This is a genomic window from Geodermatophilus sp. SYSU D00814 (assembly GCF_054050055.1).
This window is the reverse complement of the sequence record NZ_JBJGYP010000048.1, coordinates 1-21,440: the sequence shown is the minus strand read 5'-3', so window position 1 is coordinate 21,440 and position 21,440 is coordinate 1. Positions and strand designations below refer to the sequence as shown.

The following is a 21,440-nucleotide window of genomic DNA, read 5'->3' as shown; positions in this document are numbered from 1 at the left end:
CGGACACAGCGAGCACGGACACAGCGAGCACGGACACAGCGAGCACGGACACAGCGAGCACGGACACAGCGAGCACGGACACAGCGAGCACGGACACAGCGAGCACGGACACAGCGAGCACGGACACAGCGAGCACGGACACGGGAGGCGCACCGGATGGCGCTGGTGCTGGCGCTGGCCTCGGCCGTCGTCTACGGGATGGCCGACTTCTGCGGCGGCATCGCCAGCCGGCGGGCGGCCGCGGCCACCGTCGTCGCGATCTCGCAGGCCGCCGGCCTGGTCCTGGTCGCGCTGCTGCTGCCCTGGCTCGGCGGGGAGCCAGCCGGCGCCGACCTGGTGTGGGGTGCGGTGGCCGGCATCGCCGGGGGCGCCGGGCTGCTGCTGTTCTACCGGGCGCTGGCCACCGGCGTGATGAGCGTCGTGGCGCCGGTGACCGCGGTGTCGGCAGCCGCCCTCCCGGTGCTCGCCGGGCTGGCGCTCGGTGAGCGGCTGGGCGCCGCGGCCGCCGTCGGCATCGTGCTGGCCCTGGCCGCGGTGGTGCTGGTGTCGGCCGAGGGCGGGCTGTCCTCGCTGCGCTCGGCCCGGCTGGGCAGCGTCGGCCCGGCGCTGGCCGCCGGCGCGGGGTTCGGCCTGTTCTTCGTGCTGCTCGAGCGCACCGGCGACGACGCCGGGCTCGCTCCCCTGGCGGCGGCGCGCGTGGTCTCGGTGCTGCTGGTCGGCGCGCTGGCGCTGGGCACGGTCCGGTCGCTGCGGGTGCCGCGCCGCGTGCTGCCGGTCGTGCTGCTCGCCGGCGTGGGTGACATGGCGGCCAACGCGCTGTACCTCCTCGCCACGCAGGCCGGCGGCCAGCTGGCGATCACCGGCGTGCTCGCCTCGCTCTACCCGGCGAGCACGGTCGTGCTGGCGCAGCTGGTGCTGCGGGAGCGGCTGGCCGGCGCCCAGCGGGCGGGCCTGGCGGTCGCGACCGCGGCGGTCGTGCTCATCGCGCTCCCGGCCTGACCTGCCCCCTCGGGGTGACCGGCGGGCCGCTGGGCTGCGCCCGGCGCCGTCGCTGCCGAGAACTCCTCCGTGACCCACCTCGAGGAGGCACCGGTGCCGCCCGGACCCGCGATCGCGCACGACCCCGTCCTCCAGGACGCCATCCGGGGCGTGCGCAGCGTCTTCCAGCCCATCGTCGAGATCGACACCGGCCGGGTCGTCGCCTACGAGGCGCTGGCCCGGGGCCCGGTCGGCCCGCTGCAGCGGCCCGACGCGCTGTTCGCCGCCGCCCGCGCCGCCGGCCGGCTCGCCGAGCTCGACGAGGCCTGCCGTGCCGCCGCCTTCCGCGGCGCGGTCGACGCCGGGCTGGTCGCACCGCTGACGGTGTTCGTCAACGTCGAGCCCGAGGTCCTCGACACCGCGCCGCTGGCCGACCTGCTGGCCATCGCCGAGAGCGCCCCCGGGCAGCTGCGCGTCGTCATGGAGATCACCGAGCGGGCCATCGCCGCCCGGCCGGCCGAGCTGCTGCGCACCGTCGAGCGGGTCCGGGAGTTGGGCTGGTCGGTCGCCGTCGACGACGTCGGCGCCGAGTCCATGTCGCTGGCCTTCCTGCCGCTGCTGCGCCCCGACGTCGTCAAGCTCGACCTGCGGCTGGTGCAGGAGCGCCCCGGCCCGCAGATCGCCGAGATCATGAACGCGGTCAACGCCTACGCCGAGCGCAGCGGCGCCGTCGTGCTGGCCGAGGGCATCGAGGACGAGCGCCACCTGCGCACCGCCCGCGGGCTCGGCGCCACGCTGGCGCAGGGCTGGCTGTTCGGCCGCCCGGGCCCCGGCGCCGCACCGGACCTCACCGTCGGCGAGCTGGTGCTGCCCGGCGCGGGCCTGCCCGCCGGCGCGCTCGGCGCGGTGTCGCCGTTCGCCTGCCTGCCCGACGGCACGCCGCTGCGGCGCGCCCCCAAGGCGCTGCTCATCGAGCTGTCCAAGCAGCTGGAGCGGGAGGCGATGCGCCTGGGCGAGACCTGCGTCGTCGCCGCGACCTTCCAGGAGGCGCGCCACTTCACCGTCTCCACCACCCAGCGCTACCGCGACCTGGTCGACCGCACCGGCTTCGTCTGCGCCCTCGGGGAGGACCTGCCCGTCGAGCCGCTGCCCGGCCTGCGCGGCGCCCACCTCGACCCGGCCGACCCGGTCCGCGGCGAGTGGGACGTCGCCGTCCTGTCGCCGCACTTCAGCGCCGCGCTGCTCGCCCGCGACCTCGGGGACGACGGCCCCGACGCCGAGCGCACCTTCGAGTACGCGCTCACCTACGACCGGGACACGGTGTCGCGGGCAGCGTCGTCGCTGCTGTCGCGGGTGGCGCCGCGGGCCGGCGCGGAGCCGGCGCACCCGGCCGCGGAGGCCGCCGTCCCGACCGCCCCGGTGAGCCGCCCGGCCGGCGGGCTGGCGGTGGGGACGACGAACGCCGAGGTGCTGCTGCGCCGGGCGCTGGAGGCCACGCCGAGCGGGGTGACCATCGTCGACATGCGGCTGCCCGACCAGCCGATCGTCTACGCCAACGCGGCGTTCCGGGAGCTGGCCGGCCTGCCGCCGGAGGAGATCCTCGGCCGCAACTGCCGGCTGCTGCAGAGCCCCGACACCGACCCCGGCGCGGTGGCGCGGATCCGTGCGGCCGTCGAGGCGGGCGAGCCCTGCCGGGAGACGGTGCTCAACCTGCGCGGCCCGGAGCGCACGCCGTGGTGGAACGAGCTGCACCTGGCGCCCGTGCACGACTCCGACGGCTCGGTGGTGCAGTACATCGGGGTGCAGGTCGACGTGACCGCGCGGGTGGAGGCCGAGCGGGCGCTGGTCCGCGAGCGCGACCGCACGCAGGCCGCGCTGGCCCGCATCCAGGAGATGGCCTTCACCGACCCGCTGACCGGCCTGCCCAACCGGCGGCGCCTGGAGGAGCAGGTCGAGGCCGCGATCTGGGAGGCGCGGGCCCGCGGTGACGCGCTCGGCCTGCTGGTCGTCGACCTCGACGGGTTCAAGGCGGTCAACGACGCCCTCGGCCACGCCGCCGGCGACGAGCTGCTGCAGGTGGTCGCCGGGCGGCTGCGCGAGCGCGTGCGCCGTCGCGACCTGCTCGCCCGGCTCGGAGGGGACGAGTTCCTCGTCGCCCTGCCGGACCTGCGGCCGGAGACGGCGGCGGCCGAGGCGTCCCGGGTCGCCGACGAGCTGGCCGCCTCGATCCGCCGGCCGGTGGCGCTGCGGGGCACCGAGGTCGCCCTCGGCGCCAGCATCGGGGTGAGCGTGTGCCCCGAGGACGGCGTGGTCTTCGCCGACCTGCTACACCGGGCCGACCTGCGGATGTACGACCGCAAGGCCCTGACCCGGGTCGCGGCGTCCCGGGCGGCGACCGCCCGCGCGGCGGCGGCCTCGGTGCCCCCGCCGGTGGCACCGGTGCCGTCCTGACGGTGGGGTGCACCCCGGGCGGACGGGGGTAGAGCGGGGGACGGCGCAGCGGCGCCGTCCCCCGCCCGCACGTCTGGAGACCGCCCGTGCCCGAACCCTCTCGACGGCCGCCGGCGCCGCTGGCGGCCGCGGCCCTGGTGACCGTCCCCGGCGCCTACCTGGGCGCGGCGGCCTACCTGGGCCTGCCGGCGCCGGACCTGCCTCCGCCGCTGCAGGCGCTGCTGTACGGGACGGCGATCGTCGGGGCGGCGTTCCTGCTGTCGTGGGCCGCCGAGGCCGCGCAGGTCGACATCAGCGCGGGGCTGGCGCTGGCGCTGCTCGCGCTGCTGGCCGTGCTGCCCGAGTACGCCGTCGACTTCGTCTTCACCTGGACGGCGGGCACGACCTTCGGCGACACCGGCTCCTGCACCCCGCCCGACGGCGGGGAGGACGCCTGCGCGCTCGCGCTGGCCAACATGACCGGCGCCAACCGGGTGCTGGTCGGCGTCGGCTGGCCGCTGGTGGTGCTGGTGGCCGCGGTCGCCGTCGCCCGCCGCCGCCGGGCCGGGGACGACGCGGCCCGCCGGCTGTCCCGGGGCGAGGTGCGGCTGTCGCCCGCCATGTCCCCCGAGGTCGTGTTCCTCGGCATCGCGACGCTGTACTCGCTGCACCTGCCGCTGCGCTCGAGCCTGACGCTGGTCGACTGCGCGGTGCTGGTCACCGTGTTCGTGCTCTACGCCCGCCGGCTGGCGCAGGCCCCGGCCGAGGACCCGGACCTGATCGGCACCTCGCGCTGGCTCGGCGAGCAGCCGAGGCGGCGCCGTCGCACCTGGGTGGCCGCGGTGTTCGCCGTCGCGGCCCTGGTGATCCTGGCCAGCGCCGAGCACTTCGCCGAGTCGCTGGTGGAGACCGGCGCCACGCTCGGGGTGGACGAGTTCCTGCTCGTGCAGTGGGTGGCGCCGCTGGCCAGCGAGGCGCCCGAGCTGATCGTGGCCTGCCTGTACGCCGCGCGGCTGCGGGCCTCGGACTCCCTGGGCACGCTGTTGTCGAGCAAGGTCAACCAGTGGACGCTGCTGGTCGGGACCATCCCGCTGGCGTTCGCGATCAGCTCGACGTCGTTCTCCGGGCTGCCGCTGGACACCCAGCAGCGCACCGAGCTGCTGCTGACCGCCGCGCAGTCGCTGTTCGCCGTCTCGCTGCTGGTGGGGCTGCGGCTGACCGCCGCCGGTGCAGGCGCGCTGTTCGTGCTCTTCGCCGTGCAGTTCGTCGGCAGCATCGTGCTGCCGGCCGACGCCGACCGGGTGCTGGTGCTCGTCCTGTCGGGCGTCTACGTGGTGCTCGCGCTGGCGCGTTTCGCGCTGCGGGCCCGCACCACGAGCCGGCTGGCCCGCGACGGCGTGGTCACGCCCTTCGACGAGCTCGAGCCCGCCGGCACCTGACCGCGGCGGGACTCGACGGCGGGGGTCAGCGCTGCGCGAGCTGGGTGGCGTAGAGGCAGATCGCGGCGGCGGCGGCGAGGTTGAGGCTCTCGGCGCGTCCGCGCATCGGGATCCGCACCCGCGCGTCGGCGGCGGCGGCCAGTTCGGGGGGCACGCCGCGGGCCTCGTTGCCGAACAGCCACAGCACCGGCCCGGCCAGCGCCGTCCCCAGCTCGTCGAGGGCGGTCTCCCCGCCGCCGTCGGCGGCCAGGACGGTCACCTCCCGTGCCTGCAGGCCGGTGACCAGCGGGCCCAGCGGCGCGCCGCGGACGACGTCGAGGTGGAACAGGCTGCCGGCGCTGGAGCGCACCGCCTTGCCGCCGTAGGGGTCGGCCGACCCGGCGCCGAAGACCACCGCGCCCGCGCCGCACGCGTCGGCGGTGCGCAGCACGGTGCCGGCGTTGCCGGGGTCGGCGAGGCCGGCCAGGGCGACGGTCAGCGCCGGCGGGTCGGCGAGCAGCCGGTCGGCGGGGACGTCGCGCAGCGCGCAGACGGCGACGAGGCCCTGCGGCGTCACCGTCTCCGACAGCGCGGCCGCGGCCTTCTCGGTGACCAGCCGGACCGGGACGGCGGTCGACGCCAGCAGGTCGCGGTGCGCGGCGGCGGCGGCCTCGGTGGCGAACACCTCGCGGACGGCGGCGGGGTCGGCCTCGGCCAGGGCGAGCGCCTCGGACACCGCCTGGCGGCCCTCGGCGAGGAAGGCGCCGGCGTCGTCGCGGCCGGCGCGGCGGGTCAGCCGGCGCGCGGCGGCCACCCGGCCCGACCGCTCGGTCAGCAGCTCGGCCACGGCGTCGGAGGGGGTGGATCAGGCGGCCTGCTCGCCGCCGGCCGGAGCCGCGGCGACGGCGGCGCGGGCGGTCTCCACCAGCGCGGCGAAGGCGGCCGGCTCGTTGACCGCGAGCTCGGCGAGCACGCGGCGGTCGAGCTCGATGCCGGCCAGCTTCAGGCCCTGCATGAACCGGTTGTAGGTCATGTCGTTCTGGCGCGCCGCGGCGTTGATGCGGGTGATCCACAGCTTGCGGAAGTCACCCTTGCGCACCTTGCGGTCGCGGTAGTTGTAGGTGGCCGAGTGGAGGATCTGCTCCTTGGCCTTGCGGTACAGGCGCGAGCGCTGACCCCGGTAGCCGCTGGCGGCCTCGAGGACGCTCCGGCGCTTCTTCTGGGCGTTGACCGCCCGCTTCACGCGTGCCACGTGAGTACTCCTTTATCGGTGCTGGAGGCGGGGGCTCTAGATGCCCAGCAGCTTCTTGAGGGTCTTGGTGTCGGCCGGGCTCAGGACCTGGTCCTTCTCCAGCCGGCGCTTGCGCCGCGAGGACTTGTGCTCGAACTTGTGCTGGTTGTTGGCCTGCTCGCGCATGAGCTTGCCGGTGCCCGTCACGCGCACCCGCTTGGCGGTGCCCTTGTGGGTCTTCTGCTTCGGCATGTCCTCGTCGTCCTGTTCGTGGGTGTCGGCGCCGCGCGGCAGCACGGGGCTGCCGCGACGGCGCCGGCCGTCTCGGTGGTGCGGTCCTGCGTGCGACCGGGTCAGGCCGTCGGGGTCTGTCCCTCGGCGGCCCGCTCGGCCTTGGCCTGGCGGCGGGCGCCGTCGGTCGCGGCCTGGTTCCGGTGCGGGGCGATCACCATGACCATGTTGCGGCCGTCCTGCTTGGGGTTGGACTCGACGACGCCGAGCTCGGCGACGTCGGCGGCCAGCCGCTGCAGCAGGCGGTAGCCCATCTCCGGCCGCGACTGCTCGCGACCGCGGAACATCACGGTGATCTTGACCTTGTCGCCGCTCTTGAGGAAGCGCTCGACGTGGCCCTTCTTGGTCTCGTAGTCGTGCGGGTCGATCTTCAGGCGCAGCCGCATCTCCTTGATGACGGTGAGCGCCTGGTTCCGCCGGGCCTCGCGGGCCTTCTGGGCGGACTCGTACTTGAACTTCCCGTAGTCCATCAGCTTGACGACCGGCGGGCGGGCCATCGGCGCGACCTCGACGAGGTCCAGCTCGGAGTCCTGCGCCAGTCGCAGCGCCTCGCCGATCGGCACGATGCCGACCTGCTCGCCCTCGGGTCCGACCAGGCGGACCTCGGGGACGCGGATACGGTCGTTGATACGGGGCTCGGTGATGGCCTCTCCTCTGCTCTTCACACGGGAGGAGTCGCGCCCACCCGCCACCGGGGACGACTCGGGCCCCGTGAGCTGCGCTCACAGGGCCCGTTCTCGCCGGTGGGGCACGGACCCGTCGCCGGGCCGTGCACGTCGCGGGGGACCCGCCGGGGCGGGCCGGTCCTCCGCGAACCGGGACCTGGGCGCCTCGGCGGCGCCAGGTGGGAGCGGGCTCCTCTTGGTCAGCGGCCCGGGGCGGGGCCGCTGGGTTGGTGGTTCACGCGCCTCGTGTAGCGGGGAGGCACGCCCATGCTACAGCGTCGTGGACGGTCGAGACATTCCGGTCTCCCGGCCCCCGTGCAGGGGCCCGCCGTGAGCTCGCGAGCGGCGGGGGGCACGGGGGTCCTTCGCCGTTCCCACCCGTGACGTGCTGGAACGGCCACCCCTCAGGGTCCCGCGCCGAGCGTGCGAGGCGAGGGGGGAAGGGTGGTCCTGCGTCAGTCGTCGTAGAGCAGCGGGGGCGGGGCGGGCTGGGCCGCCCGGTGCGCGGACAGCAGTGCGCGCAACCCCTCCACGGCGTCGAGCGCCCGCTCCCGGTCGGCGGCCTGGACGGCGAGCACGGACACCTCGTCGCCGTTGGCCAGCTCCAGCGACGCCCACGAGGAGTCCCGGTCGAAGCGCACCGCCCGGACCGCCGACCACGGCAGCTCGTGCCGGACCAGCACGTTGCGCACCCGGACCCCGGCCGCGTCGGCGTCGACCCGCGAGGCCCCGACGAGCAGCACGCCGGCGCCCACGAACACCCCCAGGCCGGCCACCGCCACCTGGTCGGCCAGACCGAAGCTGACCACCCCGGTCGACGACGAGGTGAGCAGCACGGCCACGACCACCATGACGCCGACGACCAGCGCGGCGGCGACCGCGCAGACCAGGCGCAGCCGGCGGGGGACGGCGGTCACGGCGGCGGGGACGGCGGGCGTCGTCGGCACGTCCCCATGGTCCCAGGCGAGGCGCGGCCCCCGGACCGGGAGCGGGCACTGCCTGGCAGAGTGCCCGGCGTGGAGGTGCCCGGCGTGGAGGTGACCGGCCCGGCGCAGCAGGCCGCCTGGCGCGCGCGGACGGTCCCCCCGGTCGAGCGGGTGCGGCCGGGACTGTGGTCGGTGCCGGTACCCATGGCCGGGCCGCTGCGGTGGGTCAACGCCTACGTGCTGGAGCTCGCCGGCGGCGGGCTGGGCCTGGTCGACACCGGCTGGGACGCCGACGACAGCTGGGCGGCGCTGTGCGCGGGCCTGGCGGAGCTCGGCGGCGACGTCACCGACGTGCGGGGTGTGCTGGTCACGCACATGCACCTGGACCACGTGGGGCTCGCCGCCCGGGTGCGGGAGGCCTCCGGCGCGTGGATCGCGATGCACCCGGCCGACGCGGCGGCGCTGACCTCGCTCACCGAGCGCTCGCCCGAGGACTCCACCGAGCACGAGGTGGCCTTCCTCGTCGGCCTCGGCGCGCCCGAGGCCGACGCCCGGGACGACGCCGGCACCCCCGAGCAGCGGGCGAGGTGGCGGCGGCTGGCCCGGCCCGACCGGCTGCTGGAGGACGGCGACCGGCCGGACCTGCCGGGCTGGTCGCTGCGCGCGGTGCACACCCCCGGGCACACCCCCGGGCACCTGTGCTTCGCCGAGGAGGGCGGCGGGCTGTTCTTCGCCGGCGACCACGTGCTCCCGCGGATCAGCCCCAACATCTCCACCACCCCGGCCGGCGCCCCCGACCCGCTGCGCGACTACCTGGCCTCGCTGGAGACGGTCGCCGGGCAGCCGGCCGGGGAGGTGCTGCCCGGGCACGAGTGGCGCTTCCGCGGGCTGGCCGAGCGGACGCGGGAGCTGCGCGCACACCACGAGCGCCGGCTGGCCGAGCTGCTGGCCGCCGTCCGCGCGCACCCGGGCGGCACGCCGTGGGAGCTGGCCGCGCACCTCACCTGGTCGCGGCCGTGGTCCCAGTACGCCCGGCGGATGCGGATCTTCGCCGTCACCGAGACCGACGCCCACCTGCGGCTGCTGGCCGGCCGGGGGCTGGTCGTCGGGGACGGCGGTCAGGTGCCGCGCTTCTCGGCGGCGCGGCTGCGCTGACGCGGCACTATCCTGGGTCCGCGGCCGGGCGCCTGGAGACGACGGGACCGCCACGGCCGGTACCCGCGAGGTGCCCGTGCGCCAGGACCTCACCCGATCCCTCCCCCTCGCCGACGAGCTGTCGGTCGTCTCGGCGCGGGTGTCGGGCCTGCTGCTGTCCGAGGAGACCGTCGCCACCGCCCTCGGCCTGGTCAGCTCGCTGCTGCTGGAGACCGTCCCGGCGGCCGTCGGCGCCGGCGTCACGATCGTGGACCCCGCCGGGCGCCGGACGGCGGGGGCGACCGACCCGCTGGTCGAGCGCGCCGACGCGCTGCAGTACGAGCTCGACGAGGGCCCGTGCCTGGCTGCGGCCGCCGGCCGGGCACTGGTGCGCGCCGACGACCTGCGGGCCGACCCCCGCTGGCAGCGGTGGGCGGCCGAGGCCGTCGACCTCGGGCTGCTGTCGACCGTGAGCGCGCCCCTGCTGGCCGGGGACCGCACGCTGGGTGCCCTCAAGGTCTACGGCGGCGCCCCGGGCGTGTTCACGCCCCACGACGCCCACGTGCTCACCCTCTCGGCCGCCCAGGCCGCCCTGCTGGTCACGCACGTCACCGCCCGGGAGCGGGCGCGCCGGGCCAGTGACGACCTGCGGCAGGCCGTGGCGGCCCGCGACGTGGTGAGCACCGCCAAGGGCGTGCTGATGGCCCGGCACGGGGTCGGCGAGGAGACGGCGCTGGGCATGCTGCTGTCCCGCTCCGGAGGGGACGCCGGCACGCTGCGGCAGGCGGCGCGCGCGGTGGTCGACTCCGCCGTGCGCCGGCTCCGATGACCGGGCCGCCCGCCGGCGTGTCCGCCGAGGACCGGCGGGCGCTGCTGCGGGACGCCCTCCGGCACGCCGACCTCACCCTGGACCAGCTGTGGCTGCGGTACTTCGAGCTGGGCGGCAACGCCGACCTGTTCGACCTGGAGACCCACCTCGGGGGGCTGGCCTGCCTGCCCGACCTCGACGGCGACCTGCTGGCCGTCGCCGTCAACGAGCGCCTCGACGAGCTCTTCGCCGCCCGCCGGGTGCCCTACTCCCGGCCGCTGCGCCCGCCGCGGCCCACCAGCGGGCCGCTGGCGGCGCTGCTGCGGCTGCTCGAGGCCACCCGCACCGCTCCCCCCGACCGGCTGGCGCCGCTCGCCGCGGAGGCCGGCCGGGCGCTCGGCGTCGACGTCACCGTGCACGTCGTCGACCACGAGCAGCGGGAGCTGGTCCGGCTCCCCGACGGCCGGGCGGGCGCCGACCCGGTCGCCGTCGACGGCACCCTCCCCGGGCGCGTCTTCCAGTCCGGGCAGCCGCTGCCCTCGGAGGCCGGCGGCGTCCCGCGCCTGTGGGTGCCGCTGCTCGACGGCGCCGACCGGATCGGCGTGCTGGAGGTGCGGGTGGAGTCCGACCGCGACCTCGAGGACCCCGGCCTGCGGGAGCAGTGCCAGTGGCTGGCGGCGATGGTCGCCCACCTGGTGACCGCCATGGGCCTGCACGGCGACGTCCTGGAGCGCACCCGGCGCACCCGCCCGCGGTCGCCGTCGGCCGAGCTGGTGTGGCAGCAGCTGCCGCCGCTGACCGCCGCGAGCGACACCTTCGTCCTGGCCGGCTCCCTGGAGCCCAGCGCCGCGGTCGGCGGGGACGCCTTCGACTACGCCCTGACCGAGCACACGGTGTCCATGGCCGTCCTCGACGCGGTGGGCCACGGGCTCGGTGCCGGGCTGATGGCCGCCGCGGCGCTGGCCGCCTCGCGGGCGGCCCGCCGGGAGGGGCGCGGGCTGGACGAGCAGGCGCGGGCGGTCGACGAGGTGGTCGCGGCCACCTTCACCGGCAGCGCGTTCGTCACCGGGGTCCTCGCGGAGCTGGACCTGACCTCGGGGCTGCTGCGCTACGTGCGGGCCGGTCACCCGCCGCCCCTGCTGCTGCGCTCCGGCCGGGTGGTCAAGGAGCTCGCCGGGAGCGGGCGCGTGCCGCTGGGCCTCCCGGCGGAGGGGTTCTCCGTGGCCGAGGAGGCGCTGGAGCCCGGCGACTGGCTGGCCCTCTACACCGACGGGGTCACCGAGGCCCGCGACGGCCTGGGGCGCTGGTTCGGCGAGCAGCGGCTCATCGAGTTCCTGACCCGGGCGGTGGCGGCCGGGCAGCCACCGCCGGAGACGGTCCGCCGCCTCATGCACGCGGTGCTCGACCACCAGGGCGGGGTGCTGCAGGACGACGCCAGCATCCTGCTCGCCTGCTGGAGCGCCGGGGAACCGGGGACGATGGACCGGTGAGCTCCTCCCCCGACGTCGCGCCCGGGGTCGCCCCGCTGGCGGGGTACACGGTCGCGGTCACCGCCGAGCGGCGCCGGGAGGAGCTCGGCGCGCTGCTGCAGCGCCGGGGCGCCCGGGTCGTGTACGCCCCGGCCCTCCGGATCGTGCCGCTGGCCGACGATGCCGAGCTCGCCGCCGCCACCGCGGCCGTGCTGGCCGCACCGGTCGACCTCGTCGTCGCCACCACCGGCGTGGGGTTCCGCGGGTGGCTGGAGGCGGCCGCCGCCCGGGGCCTGCCGCTGGTCGAGCACCTGCGCACTGCCCGGGTCCTCGCCCGCGGGCCCAAGGCGCGCGGCGCCATCCGCGGCGGTGGGCTGGTCGACGCGTGGTCGCCGGCGTCGGAGTCCTCGGCCGAGGTGCTCGAGCACCTGCTCTCGGGCGCGGAGGGGCCGCTGGCCGGCCGCCGGGTCGCCGTCCAGCTGCACGGCGACCCGCTGCGGGAGCTCGTCGCCGCACTGCGCGCCGCCGGCGCGCAGGTGCTGCCGGTGCCGGTCTACCGGTGGGTGCCGCCCGCCGACGTCGGCCCGCTGCACCGGCTGGTCGGCGCGGTGGCCGCGCGGGAGGTCGACGCGGTCACCGTGACCAGCGCGCCGGCCGCGGCGAGCCTGCTGGCGACGGCCGGGGAGCTGGGCCTGCGCGCGGAGGTGGTGGCGGCGCTGCGGGACGGGGTGCTGCCGGTCGCCGTCGGCCCGGTCACCGCGGCGCCGCTGGCCGCCGCCGGCATCGCCGCCGCGCAGCCGGAGCGGGCGCGGCTGGGCGCGCTGGCCCGCGAGGTCGCCACGGCGCTGGCCGCCCGCGACCCGGTGCTGCGGGCCGGCGGCGCCGACCTGCAGGTGCGGGGGCACGCCGCCGTGCTCGACGACCGGCTGGTGGAGCTGCCGCCCGCGCCCGCGGCGGTGCTGCGCGCGCTGGCCGAGCGGCCCGGGGCCGTCGTGCCCGCGGCCGAGCTGGCCCGGCGGCTGCCGGCCGGCGACGACGTCGGGGCGGCCCTGGCGCAGCTGCGCGCCGCGCTCGGGCCGGCCCCGGTGACGTCGGTGGAGGGCGGCGCGCGCCTCGGCGGGTGACCCGGCCTGCCCCGCTGTGGGGACCGCGCCGCTCCCCGGCCGACGGCGGGCGCCGCGCCGGGCGATGATCGGCGCCGTGGCGGAGTACACGGAGACGGCACCGGGACGCGCACTGGTGGAGTCCGGCGAGCTGGTGGCCGGGACGATGGCGCGCACGGCCGCCGCCCTGCTGTTCGACGACGGGTCCGCGCGGGTGCGCCTGGACGACGCGCTGGCCGCCTGGCTGCGCCGCACCGCGACGGCGGCCGACGCCGACCCGCCGCCCCCCGTCTCCCCCCGCGCCCGCTGCCGTGCCGGCGCCGCGCTCGCCTTCGCCGCCGAGCTGTCGGTGACCCGCGCCGCGGAGGGCCGGGCGGTGCGCACCGACGGCTTCCTCACCGCCGGCCCCGGGGGTCGCGCGCCGGCCGACGAGGTCGGCGAGGCGGTGGTGCTCGCCGCGCAGGCGGCCACCGAGGAGTGGCGGGTGCGGCACCTGGGCTACCTGCTGGCCGAGTCGGCCGTCTCCGCCGACCTCGACGTCGCCGTCGTCTCCCGCGGGCTGCGGCTGGGCGCCGCGCTGACCGGGCGCCAGCTGGTGCTGCTGGCCGCCGTCGGCCGGCGCGAGCGCGCCCCGCTGCCCATGACGCCGGTGCCGCAGGACCCGCGCGGCTGGACCGCGTGGGGCGCGCTGGAGGACCTGGGCGAGCTGCAGCGCGGCGGGCTGCTCGACCCGCCGCCGGCGACCCCGCGCCCGGGCGGCTCGGCGCTGCCCCGGCTGCGGCCGGCCGACCTGCGGCTGACCCGCCGGGGCGTGCTGGTGCACCGGTTGCTGGCGCTGGACTTCGTGCGCGACCAGGCGGTCGCCGCCGCGCTGGCCGACCTGGCCTGACCTCCCGCTGCGCCCCGCCGTGTGTGCACGCACCGTCGTCGCGGGCGGCGGCCGACCGCGCGGCGTGCACGAACGGTGCCGGCGCGGCGGCGCGTCCTGACCGTCACCGCCCGCCGGGGAAGCGGGCGCGCAGGGCCGCGTGGACGGCGTCGGGGTACGGCTCGGCCGCGGCGACCGCCTCCCGCACCAGCTCCAGCGCCGCCGCGGTGCCGGTGCCCAGCGCGGCCGGTGACGGCGCCGTGGCGAGGACGTCGGAGGCCAGCAGCAGCTCGACGGCGAGGAGGTCCTCCAGCAGCCCGAGCGCGGTGTCGGCCTTGCGGACGCTCAGCGGCGCGCCGGTCGCGTGGTCCTCGACCCCGAGGTCCAGCGGCGGGACGTCGAGGGTGGCCGGCGCGGCCAGCTGCACCAGCTCCGCGACGACGGCCGCCGCGGGGTAGCGCAGCGCCAGCCCGTACGCGGCCGCGGCCGGCGGGCCGGTCAGCTGCCGGAAGAACGCCTCCCACAGGTGGGCCATCCGCCGGTCGGCGAGCTGGCCCACCTGGGCGAGGGCGATGCGCAGCGCGTCGGCGGCCAGCGCCAGCACCATCGGGTGGAAGTTGCCGTTGCTCAGCAGCGTGCCGTCCTCGACCGACACCAGCGGGTTGTCGGCGGCGGCGGCCAGCTCGCCCTCGACGGCGGAGCGCAGGGCGCCGACGTACTCCCGCAGCGCCCCGTGCACCTGCGGCACGACCCGGAAGGACAGCGCGTCCTGCACCGACGCGGCGCCGTCGGGGCCGAGCAGCGCGCTGCCGGTGAGCAGCCGGCGCAGGTGGTCGGCGGCGGCGAGCTGCCCCGGGACCGGCTTCGCGCGGCCCACCGCGGGGTGCAGGACCGACGCGTTGGCCCGCGTGGCCTCCATGGACACCGCCGCGGCGACGTCGGCGGCGTCGGCCACCCGCGCCGCCCGGGCGGCCACCAGCGCCGCCTGCCCGACCGACACCCCGTTGGCCGAGATCAGCGCCAGCCCGTCCTTGCCGGCGAGGACCAGGGGCGCGATGCCGGCCCGCCGCAGCGCCTCCCCGCCGTCCAGCACCTCCCCCCGGTACTCGGCCCGGCCCAGCCCGACGGCGACCTGCGCCATCCCGGCCATCTGGCCGACGTCGGCCGCGCCCACCGAGCCGGTCGCGGGCACCACCGGGTGCACGCCGGCGTCGAGCATCGCCGCCAGCGTCTCGGCGACCGCGGGCGAGGCCCCCGAGCCGCCGCGGGCGATGCCGGCCAGCCGGACGGCGAGGGCGGCGCGCACCACGGGCACCGGCAGCGGCGGCCCGATCCCGCCGGCGTGGGAGAGCACGAGGAACTGCTGCTCGCGGTGGATCTCCTCCGCGCTCAGCCGGGTGTCCCTCAGGTGGCCGACCTGGGTGGTCAGGCCGTAGACCGCGGCGCCGGACGCGAGGGCGTCGTCGACGACGGCCCGTGCGGCGGCGATGCGCTCCCGGGCGGTTCCGTCGAGCTCCACCCGGGCGCCGTGGACGACGGCGAGCAGGTCGTCGACCGACATGGGCGCGGTGCCGATCCGCACGGTGGTCATGGGCGCCTCCCGGGCCGCCGAGCCTACGACCGGCCGGGCCGCAGGAGGCCCGGTCCGTGCACGCACCGGGGCCGGGGAGGCCGCCGGGTCGCGGTGTGGGTCCACCGCGCAACGACGACGACCGTCACGGCACGTTCCGGCGCACCCTCGGGCGGGCACCGTCCCCCGAGCGGGCGACGAGCGAGGAGGGCGCACCGGGTGCCCGGAGGGACCCGGGCCACGAGACGGCGGGAGGTGCACGTGGACGGCGAGGACACCATCCCGATGCGGCGTCCCGACCCCGACTCCCCGGAGGCGCGCGGAGGCGCCGGCACCGTGGTCCCGGCCGGTCCCCCGAGCACCGGCCGGGCCGGCCTCGACCGCCGGCGCATCCTGGGCGCCGCGATCGAGTACATCGACCGGCACGGCCTGGCCGCGCTCACCATGCGCCGGCTGGGCGCGCACCTCGGCGTGGAGGCGATGGCGCTCTACCGCTACGTGCCCGGCCGCGAGCAGCTGCTCGACGGCGTCGTCGAGACCGTCGTCGACGAGCTGTACGGCGACCCGGAGGTGCACCTGCGCGCCGCCCACGGCTGGCAGGACTACGCGCAGCGCCTCGCGCACGGCGTGCGGCGGATCGCACTCGCCCACCCGGAGGTGTTCCCGCTGGTGGCCACCCGGCCCCCTGCCGCCCCGTGGGTCCGCCCGCCGCTGCGCAGCCTGCGCTGGATCGAGTCCTTCCTCACCGTGATGACCGACAGCGGCTTCTCCCCCGAGGCGGCGGTGGCGGCCTACCGCGCCTACTCCAGCTTCCTGCTCGGCCACCTGTTGTTGGAGGTGTCGCAGAAGGGGGTACAGATCACCCCGGAGGACGCGCCGGAGGGCGTCCCGGGCACCGGCACCGACCTGGGCCAGTACCCGCTGGTGGTCGAGCTGGAGGAGCTGCTGTCCCGCGACGAGTCGGCCGCCGAGTTCGAGGAGGCCCTCGAGAACCTGCTCGACCGGTTGGAGTCGGTGCGGGCGGAGGGCCGGGTCCCCGGGGAGAAATAGGCCTGAGCGGGTTTACGCCGTAAACCGTCCGGGCAAGCCGGGAGTGGCCCGCTGACCCCCGGCACACCGCCGCACGAGGGAGCCGGCCACGACCAGTCCCCCTTCCGCGAGGAGCAGACGTGATCACCGAGCAGCAGATCAGCACCGTCATCGGCAGCACCGCCGTCGACCGCGACGGCGACAAGCTGGGCAAGATCTCCGAGGTCTACCTCGACGACGAGACCGGCCGCCCCGAGTGGGCCACCGTGCACACCGGCCTGTTCGGCACCAAGGAGACCTTCATCCCCCTGGCCGAGGCCGAGGTGGGCAGCGGCCAGGTCCGCTTCCCGTACGAGAAGGCCCGGGTGAAGGACGCCCCGCGCGTCGACGCCGACGGCCACCTGTCCCCGCAGGAGGAGCAGGAGCTCTACCGGTACTACGGCCTGGGCACCTCGGGCACCACCACCGGCCAGGGCCTGACCACCGGGACGACGACCGGCACCACCACCGGCACGGCCGGCACCGTGGGCACCGCCGGTGTCGCGGGCGGCGTCGACCGTGACCGCGACGGGGTCCGCGACGACCTCGAGACCCGCGGCACCGTGGGCCACGACACCTCCGGCCCGACCACCGACCGCGCGATGACCCGTTCCGAGGAGCACCTCAACGTGGGCACCCAGCAGGTCGAGGCCGGCCGCGCCCGCCTGCGCAAGTACGTCGTGACGGAGAACGTCAGCACCACCGTGCCGGTCTCCCACGAGGAGGTCCGCGTCGAGCGCGAGCCGATCACCGACGCCAACATCGGCAACGCCCTCGACGGGCCGGCCATCTCCGAGGAGGAGCACGAGGTCGTCCTGCACGCCGAGCGCCCCGTGGTGGAGAAGGAGGCCGTGCCCGTCGAGCGCGTCCGCCTCGACACCCAGACGGTGACCGAGCAGGAGACCGTCAGCGGCGAGGTCCGCAAGGAGCAGATCGAGGTCGACGGCGGCACGACCGGCGTCGCCGGCACCGGCACCACGACCGGCACCACCGGCCGCGACGAGCGCGGCTTCGTGCAGAAGGCCAAGGACGCCCTCGACCGCGACAACGACGGCAAGATCGGCCGCTGATCCCCGGCCCCTCCTGCGCGGGGGGCCACCGCGGCACAGCACCACCCTCGACGGGGCCGGTCCACCACGGACCGGCCCCGTCGCCGTGTCCGGGCCCGCCCGCGGCACCCGTGGTGTCATGGCGGCATGAGCGAGCAGGGGCCGACGGTCCACATCGGCGTCCCCGTGGTGCGGCCGGCCGAGCCCCGCGACGTCCCGCGGATCGCGGTCACCCTCACCGTGGCGCTGGCCGAGTCCCGCTGGGTGCGGTGGGCGCTGCCGGTCGACGGCCGGACCCAGCGGCTGACCCGGCTCGCCGAGCTCGACGCGCACCGCGGCATCGCCACCGGCACCACCTGGGTGAGCGAGGACGTCGACGCCGTCGCCTCGTGGCAGGCACCCGACGGGGCGGCGGCCCCGCTGCCCGGCGACGTCGCCGCGGCGCTGGAGCGGGAGGTGCCCCGGCTGCACGCCGAGCGCGCCGGCGACGTCGCCGCCACCGAGGCGGCCCTGGCCGCGGCGCTGCCCGCGGGGCCGCACTGGCGGCTGCGGGCCCTGGCCACCCGGCCGCGGTCGCGCCGCCGCGGGCTCGGCGGCGCGGTGCTCGCCCCGGTGCTCGACCGCTGCGACCGCGACGGCGTGCCCGCGGCGCTGGTCGCCCCCGCGTGGGCGGTGGTGCGCTTCGCCCGCGCCCTGGGTTTCGAGGTGGTGCAGGCGACCCGCTCGGCCGACGACCGGCTGCCCCTGTGGGTGGCGGTCCGCCCGCCGCGGGTCCCGATGCCGGATCTGTAGGACCCGATCTGTAGGGCCCGGGCTGTCGATCCGGGCGCTGCCCGTTCGTCCAGGGGGTGAGCGGCCGGTACGGTGCCGGCCGCCGTCCGACGGGAGGACAACCGTGCCGCAGTACCTGCTCAGCCTCCAGCAGCCCGACGGCGACCCGCCGCCGCCGGAGGTCCTCGACCCGATCATGCGCGACCTCGCGGCGGTCTCCGCCGACATGCGCGCGGCCGGCGCGTGGGTGTTCACCGCCGCGCTGCACCCCGCCGACACCGCCACCGTGCTGCGCCCCGACGGGGACGACGTCCTCGTCGTCGACGGGCCCTACGCCGAGGGCAAGGAGCACGTCGGCGGTTTCACCGTCGTCGAGGCGCCCGACCTCGACGCCGCCCTGGAGTGGGGCCGGCGGATGGCGCGGGCGAGCACCCTGCCGGTCGAGGTGCGCCCGGTCGCCGGCGGCAGGGTCTGACGACGGCGGTGCCCGACGTCGAGGCGGTCTTCCGCGAGTCCTACGGCCGCGCGGTCGCCGTCCTCACCCGCCTCCTCGGCGACGTCGACGCCGCCGAGGAGGCGGTGCAGGACGCGTTCACCACCGCCGTCGCGCGCTGGCCCCACGACGGCGTGCCGCCCAGCCCCGCCGGCTGGATCGTCACCACCGCCCGCAACCGCGCGATCGACCGGCTGCGGCGCGAGGCCGGCCGCGACCGGCGGCACCGCGCCGCGGCCCTGCTGACCGTCCCCGACGAGCCGCCCGAGGAGGGCGCCGTGCGCGACGACCGGCTGCGCATGCTGTTCACCTGTTGCCACCCCGCCCTGGCCCCTGCCGCGCGGGTCGCGTTGACGCTGCGGCTGGTCGGCGGGCTCACCACCGCCGAGATCGCGCACGCGTTCCTCGTGCCCGAGGCGACGATGGCCCAGCGCCTGGTCCGCGCCAAGGCGAAGATCCGCGCGGCGCGCATCCCCTACCGGGTGCCGCACGAGGCCGACCTGCCCGACCGGCTGCGCGGCGTCCTCGCCGTCGTCTCCCTGGTCTTCACCGAGGGGCACACCGCCTCGTCCGGGCCGGGGCTGGTCCGCACCGACCTGTGCGCGGAGGCGGTCCGGCTGGGCCGCGAGCTGGCCGAGTTGATGCCCGACGAGCCGGAGGTGCTCGGCCTTCTCGCGCTGATGCTGCTGGTCGAGTCACGGCGTGCCGCGCGGGTCTCGGCGACCGGTGAGCTGGTGCCTCTGGCCGAGCAGGACCGGGCGCGGTGGGACGCCGCGCTCGTCGCCGAGGGGCAGGAGCTGGTGCGCCGCTGCCTGCGCCGCGGCGCCCCCGGCCCGTACCAGGTGCAGGCGGCGATCCAGGCGGTGCACAGCGACCCGCCGACCGACTGGCGGCAGGTGGTGGCGCTCTACGACCTGCTGCTGGCGCTGGCCCCCTCCCCCGTCGTGGCGCTGAACCGGGCGGTGGCGGTGGCCGAGGTCGACGGGCCCGCCGCGGGGCTGGCGCTGGTCGACTCCCTCGACCTGCCGCGGCACCACCTGCTGCCCGCCGTCCGGGCCGACCTGCTGCGCCGGCTGGGCCGGGACGCCGAGGCGGCCGCGGCCTACGGCGCGGCGATCGCGCTGGCCGGCAACGCCACCGAGCGCGCGTTCCTCGAGCGCCGCCGGGCGGAGGTCAGTCCCACCGGCGGCGGGAGCGCTTGAGCTCACCGCGCTGCTTCTTGGCCTGGATCCGCCGCTCCTGCGAGCCCCGGGTCGGCTTCGTGCGGCGGCGGGCGGCCGGCGGCGGGGCGAGGGCGGCGCGCAGCACCGCGGCCAGCCGCTCGCGGGCGGCCTGCCGGTTGCGCAGCTGCTGGCGGTGCTCGCTCGCGGTGACGGTCAGGACGCCGTCGACGAGCCGGCCGGCCAGCCGCTGCGCCAGCCGGTCCCGCTGGACGTCGGTCAGGCCGGGCAGCTGCAGCGGCGCCACCGACAGCTCCACGCGCGAGTCGGCGGTGTTGACGCCCTGCCCGCCCGGGCCCGACGAGCGGGAGAACCGCCACCCCAGCGCGGCCGCGGGGACGACGAGCGAGCCGGTGACCGGCAGGTCGCCGGAGGTCTCGTCGCTGCCGGGCACGCGGTCCAGTCTGCCCGGGGCGCTCAGGCCGCCGCGGGCACCGGGTCGGCGCCGCCGGCCGCGCGCGGGTGGCAGCGCAGCAGCCGGCGCAGGGTCAGCCAGGTCCCGCGGCGGGCGCCGTGCCGCTCGAGCGCCTCGACGGCGTAGGCGGAGCAGGTGGGCGTGAACGCGCAGCACGGGGGCCGCCGCGGGCTGATCTCGCGCTGGTAGACGCGCACGGCGGCCACCAGCCGGTCGGCCGCGCGCGAGCCCGCGGCGCCGGTGCCGGAGGCGTGCACGTGCCGGACCGTCGTCGGCACGAGGAACAGGCCGTCGACGCCGCAGCCGATCGCGTTGGCCAGGCAGCACCCGGTGTTGAGGAACAGCAGGTCGCGCAGGCAGCCGCCGTCGCGGTCGTACCCGCGGCGGTAGCGCCCCGGCGGCGGCCCGTAGCCGTACCCGTACCCCGGGCCCCAGCCCGGCCGGGGGCCGTACCCGCGCCGTCGACGCCGGGGGCCCCAGCCGCTGCTCCAGATGAACACCACGGGCCCGATCCTGCGGGTCGCGGCGGCCGGGCGCAGGGCGGGGAGGATGGGCGGGTGCCCCCGCCGCTCGCCGACGCGCTCGCCACCGGTCCCGTCGTCCTCGACGGCGGGCTGTCCACCGAGCTGGAGGCCCGCGGGCACGACGTGTCCTCGGCGCTGTGGTCGGCCCGGCTGCTGCGCGACGACCCGGACGCCGTCGTCGCCGCGCACGCGGCCTTCGCCGCCGCCGGGGCACAGGTGTCGACGACGGCGAGCTACCAGGCGACCGTCGAGGGGTTCGCCGCGGCGGGGATCGACCGCGCCGGTGCGCTGGCGCTGGTCGCCCGGTCGGTGGAGCTGGCCCGGCGGGGGGCGCCCGGGTCGTGGGTCGCGGGCTCGGTGGGGCCCTACGGTGCCGCGCTCGCCGACGGCTCGGAGTACACCGGCGGCTACGTCGACGCGGTCGGCGTCGCCCGGCTGCGCGCGTTCCACCGCCCGCGGATGGCGGCGCTCGCCGAGGCCGGCGCCGACGTGCTGGCCTGCGAGACGGTGCCCGCCGCCGCCGAGGCCGAGGCGCTGCTGGCCGAGGCCGACGCGCTCGGGGTGCCGGTGTGGCTGTCGCTGACCACCGTCGTCGGCGGCGACGGCGTCGCCCGCACCCGCCGCGGCGAGCGTGCGGCGGAGGTGTTCGCCATGGCCCGCGGGGTCGGCGCGGTGGTCGCCGTCGGGGTGAACTGCACCGACCCGGCCGCCGTCGGCCCGTCGCTGGACGCCGCGGCGGTCGCGGGGCTGCCGCTGGTCGCCTACCCCAACAGCGGGGAGGGGTGGGACGCCGCGGCCCGGGCGTGGACCGGCGCCGGCGGGGTCGACCCGGCCGCCGTGCCGGGGTGGGTTGCGGCCGGCGCGCGGCTGGTCGGCGGCTGCTGCCGGGTGCGCCCGTCCGACGTCGCCGCGCTCGCGGCCGCGCTGCGCCGGGATCAGGTGACCTGATCGTGCGGCGGGCGGGCGCCCCCGGGGGGGGGGGGGGGGGGGGGGCGGGGCCGCCGGGCCC

General features: G+C 77.8%; 22 protein-coding genes. 14 read left to right on the top strand and 8 right to left on the bottom strand.

From position 1 onward, the window contains the following. Positions 1-156 precede the first annotated feature (156 nt). The 3 genes from ACI780_RS23140 to ACI780_RS23130 all read left to right on the top strand — a co-directional run bounded on the left by ACI780_RS23140 (position 157) and on the right by ACI780_RS23130 (position 4,847). Complete coding sequence (locus ACI780_RS23140; protein WP_457005920.1) at positions 157-999, top strand: EamA family transporter; 843 nt, start codon at positions 157-159, stop codon at positions 997-999. A 93-nt stretch (positions 1,000-1,092) separates the two neighbouring features. Continuing rightward, on the top strand, positions 1,093-3,429 hold the full coding sequence (locus ACI780_RS23135; RefSeq protein ID WP_457005919.1) for a diguanylate cyclase domain-containing protein: 2,337 nt from the start codon (positions 1,093-1,095) through the stop codon (positions 3,427-3,429). Between the two features lie 86 nt (positions 3,430-3,515). Beyond that, positions 3,516-4,847: a sodium/calcium exchanger protein gene (locus tag ACI780_RS23130; RefSeq protein ID WP_457005918.1), complete on the top strand. Its 1,332-nt coding sequence runs from the start codon at positions 3,516-3,518 to the stop codon at positions 4,845-4,847. A gap of 25 nt (positions 4,848-4,872) precedes the next feature. Here ACI780_RS23130 and ACI780_RS23125 read toward each other — a convergent pair whose 3' ends face one another. The 5 genes from ACI780_RS23125 to ACI780_RS23105 all read right to left on the bottom strand — a co-directional run bounded on the left by ACI780_RS23125 (position 4,873) and on the right by ACI780_RS23105 (position 7,960). Continuing rightward, positions 4,873-5,673, bottom strand: coding sequence for a TrmH family RNA methyltransferase (locus ACI780_RS23125; protein WP_457005917.1), 801 nt, complete (start codon positions 5,671-5,673; stop codon positions 4,873-4,875). Positions 5,674-5,691: 18 nt separating this feature from the next. Beyond that, entirely contained in the window at positions 5,692-6,078 is a 387-nt protein-coding gene (gene rplT / locus ACI780_RS23120; protein ID WP_089404795.1) for a 50S ribosomal protein L20, read from the bottom strand. 36 nt (positions 6,079-6,114) lie between these two features. Further along, complete coding sequence (rpmI, locus tag ACI780_RS23115) at positions 6,115-6,309, bottom strand: 50S ribosomal protein L35 (protein ID WP_089405007.1); 195 nt, start codon at positions 6,307-6,309, stop codon at positions 6,115-6,117. Positions 6,310-6,410: 101 nt separating this feature from the next. After that, a complete protein-coding gene (infC, locus tag ACI780_RS23110) occupies positions 6,411-7,013 on the bottom strand; it encodes a translation initiation factor IF-3 (RefSeq protein WP_456872762.1) in 603 nt (200 codons plus the stop codon). A 455-nt stretch (positions 7,014-7,468) separates the two neighbouring features. Further along, a complete protein-coding gene (locus ACI780_RS23105) occupies positions 7,469-7,960 on the bottom strand; it encodes a PH domain-containing protein (protein WP_457005916.1) in 492 nt (163 codons plus the stop codon). Between the two features lie 69 nt (positions 7,961-8,029). Here ACI780_RS23105 and ACI780_RS23100 point away from each other — a divergent pair, with 69 nt between their 5' ends. The 5 genes from ACI780_RS23100 to ACI780_RS23080 all read left to right on the top strand — a co-directional run bounded on the left by ACI780_RS23100 (position 8,030) and on the right by ACI780_RS23080 (position 13,342). After that, positions 8,030-9,094 carry an MBL fold metallo-hydrolase gene (locus ACI780_RS23100; protein WP_457005915.1) on the top strand — a complete coding sequence of 355 codons (1,065 nt, stop codon included), beginning with the start codon at positions 8,030-8,032 and terminating at the stop codon, positions 9,092-9,094. A gap of 76 nt (positions 9,095-9,170) precedes the next feature. Continuing rightward, positions 9,171-9,902, top strand: coding sequence for a GAF domain-containing protein (locus ACI780_RS23095; protein WP_457005914.1), 732 nt, complete (start codon positions 9,171-9,173; stop codon positions 9,900-9,902). Beyond that, a complete protein-coding gene (locus tag ACI780_RS23090) occupies positions 9,899-11,371 on the top strand; it encodes a PP2C family protein-serine/threonine phosphatase (RefSeq protein WP_457005913.1) in 1,473 nt (490 codons plus the stop codon). The genes ACI780_RS23095 and ACI780_RS23090 overlap by 4 nt, the downstream gene beginning before the upstream one ends. Next, complete coding sequence (locus tag ACI780_RS23085; RefSeq protein ID WP_457005912.1) at positions 11,368-12,474, top strand: uroporphyrinogen-III synthase; 1,107 nt, start codon at positions 11,368-11,370, stop codon at positions 12,472-12,474. The genes ACI780_RS23090 and ACI780_RS23085 overlap by 4 nt, the downstream gene beginning before the upstream one ends. 76 nt (positions 12,475-12,550) lie before the next feature. Further along, on the top strand, positions 12,551-13,342 hold the full coding sequence (locus ACI780_RS23080; protein ID WP_456872756.1) for a hypothetical protein: 792 nt from the start codon (positions 12,551-12,553) through the stop codon (positions 13,340-13,342). Between the two features lie 103 nt (positions 13,343-13,445). Here ACI780_RS23080 and ACI780_RS23075 read toward each other — a convergent pair whose 3' ends face one another. After that, complete coding sequence (locus tag ACI780_RS23075) at positions 13,446-14,912, bottom strand: aromatic amino acid lyase (protein ID WP_456872755.1); 1,467 nt, start codon at positions 14,910-14,912, stop codon at positions 13,446-13,448. Positions 14,913-15,152: 240 nt separating this feature from the next. Here ACI780_RS23075 and ACI780_RS23070 point away from each other — a divergent pair, with 240 nt between their 5' ends. The 5 genes from ACI780_RS23070 (at position 15,153) to ACI780_RS23050 (ending at position 19,474) form a co-directional block, all read left to right on the top strand. Next, complete coding sequence (locus ACI780_RS23070) at positions 15,153-15,941, top strand: TetR/AcrR family transcriptional regulator C-terminal domain-containing protein (RefSeq protein WP_456872754.1); 789 nt, start codon at positions 15,153-15,155, stop codon at positions 15,939-15,941. A gap of 119 nt (positions 15,942-16,060) precedes the next feature. After that, on the top strand, positions 16,061-17,029 hold the full coding sequence (locus ACI780_RS23065) for a DUF2382 domain-containing protein (protein ID WP_456872753.1): 969 nt from the start codon (positions 16,061-16,063) through the stop codon (positions 17,027-17,029). A gap of 126 nt (positions 17,030-17,155) precedes the next feature. After that, positions 17,156-17,800, top strand: coding sequence for an N-acetyltransferase (locus ACI780_RS23060; RefSeq protein WP_457005911.1), 645 nt, complete (start codon positions 17,156-17,158; stop codon positions 17,798-17,800). Between the two features lie 103 nt (positions 17,801-17,903). Further along, positions 17,904-18,254 (top strand): YciI family protein, encoded by a 351-nt coding sequence (locus ACI780_RS23055; RefSeq protein ID WP_456872751.1) that lies wholly within the window; start codon positions 17,904-17,906, stop codon positions 18,252-18,254. 8 nt (positions 18,255-18,262) lie between these two features. Continuing rightward, the gene (locus ACI780_RS23050; protein ID WP_456872750.1) at positions 18,263-19,474 is read left to right on the top strand and encodes an RNA polymerase sigma factor; all 1,212 of its coding nucleotides are present in this window, start codon (positions 18,263-18,265) and stop codon (positions 19,472-19,474) included. On the opposite strand, the gene arfB is transcribed toward ACI780_RS23050, so the two are convergent. Both arfB and yidD read right to left on the bottom strand, forming a co-directional pair. Further along, on the bottom strand, positions 19,446-19,886 hold the full coding sequence (gene arfB / locus ACI780_RS23045) for an alternative ribosome rescue aminoacyl-tRNA hydrolase ArfB (protein ID WP_457005910.1): 441 nt from the start codon (positions 19,884-19,886) through the stop codon (positions 19,446-19,448). The two genes, ACI780_RS23050 and arfB, sit on opposite strands and share 29 nt — an antisense overlap. 23 nt (positions 19,887-19,909) lie before the next feature. Further along, positions 19,910-20,410, bottom strand: coding sequence for a membrane protein insertion efficiency factor YidD (gene yidD, locus ACI780_RS23040; protein ID WP_456872748.1), 501 nt, complete (start codon positions 20,408-20,410; stop codon positions 19,910-19,912). 54 nt (positions 20,411-20,464) lie between these two features. On the opposite strand from yidD, the gene mmuM reads away from it, so the two are divergent. Further along, positions 20,465-21,379: a homocysteine S-methyltransferase gene (gene mmuM / locus ACI780_RS23035; RefSeq protein WP_457005909.1), complete on the top strand. Its 915-nt coding sequence runs from the start codon at positions 20,465-20,467 to the stop codon at positions 21,377-21,379. Positions 21,380-21,440 lie beyond the last annotated feature (61 nt).

Coding starts and splice junctions, on each gene's coding strand:
- ACI780_RS23140 (WP_457005920.1), top strand. CDS start 157: ATGGCGCTGGTGCTGGCGCTGGCCTCGGCCGTCGTCTACGGGATGGCC.
- rpmI (WP_089405007.1), bottom strand. CDS start 6,309: ATGCCGAAGCAGAAGACCCACAAGGGCACCGCCAAGCGGGTGCGCGTG.
- ACI780_RS23090 (WP_457005913.1), top strand. CDS start 9,899: ATGACCGGGCCGCCCGCCGGCGTGTCCGCCGAGGACCGGCGGGCGCTG.
- ACI780_RS23075 (WP_456872755.1), bottom strand. CDS start 14,912: ATGACCACCGTGCGGATCGGCACCGCGCCCATGTCGGTCGACGACCTG.
- ACI780_RS23060 (WP_457005911.1), top strand. CDS start 17,156: ATGAGCGAGCAGGGGCCGACGGTCCACATCGGCGTCCCCGTGGTGCGG.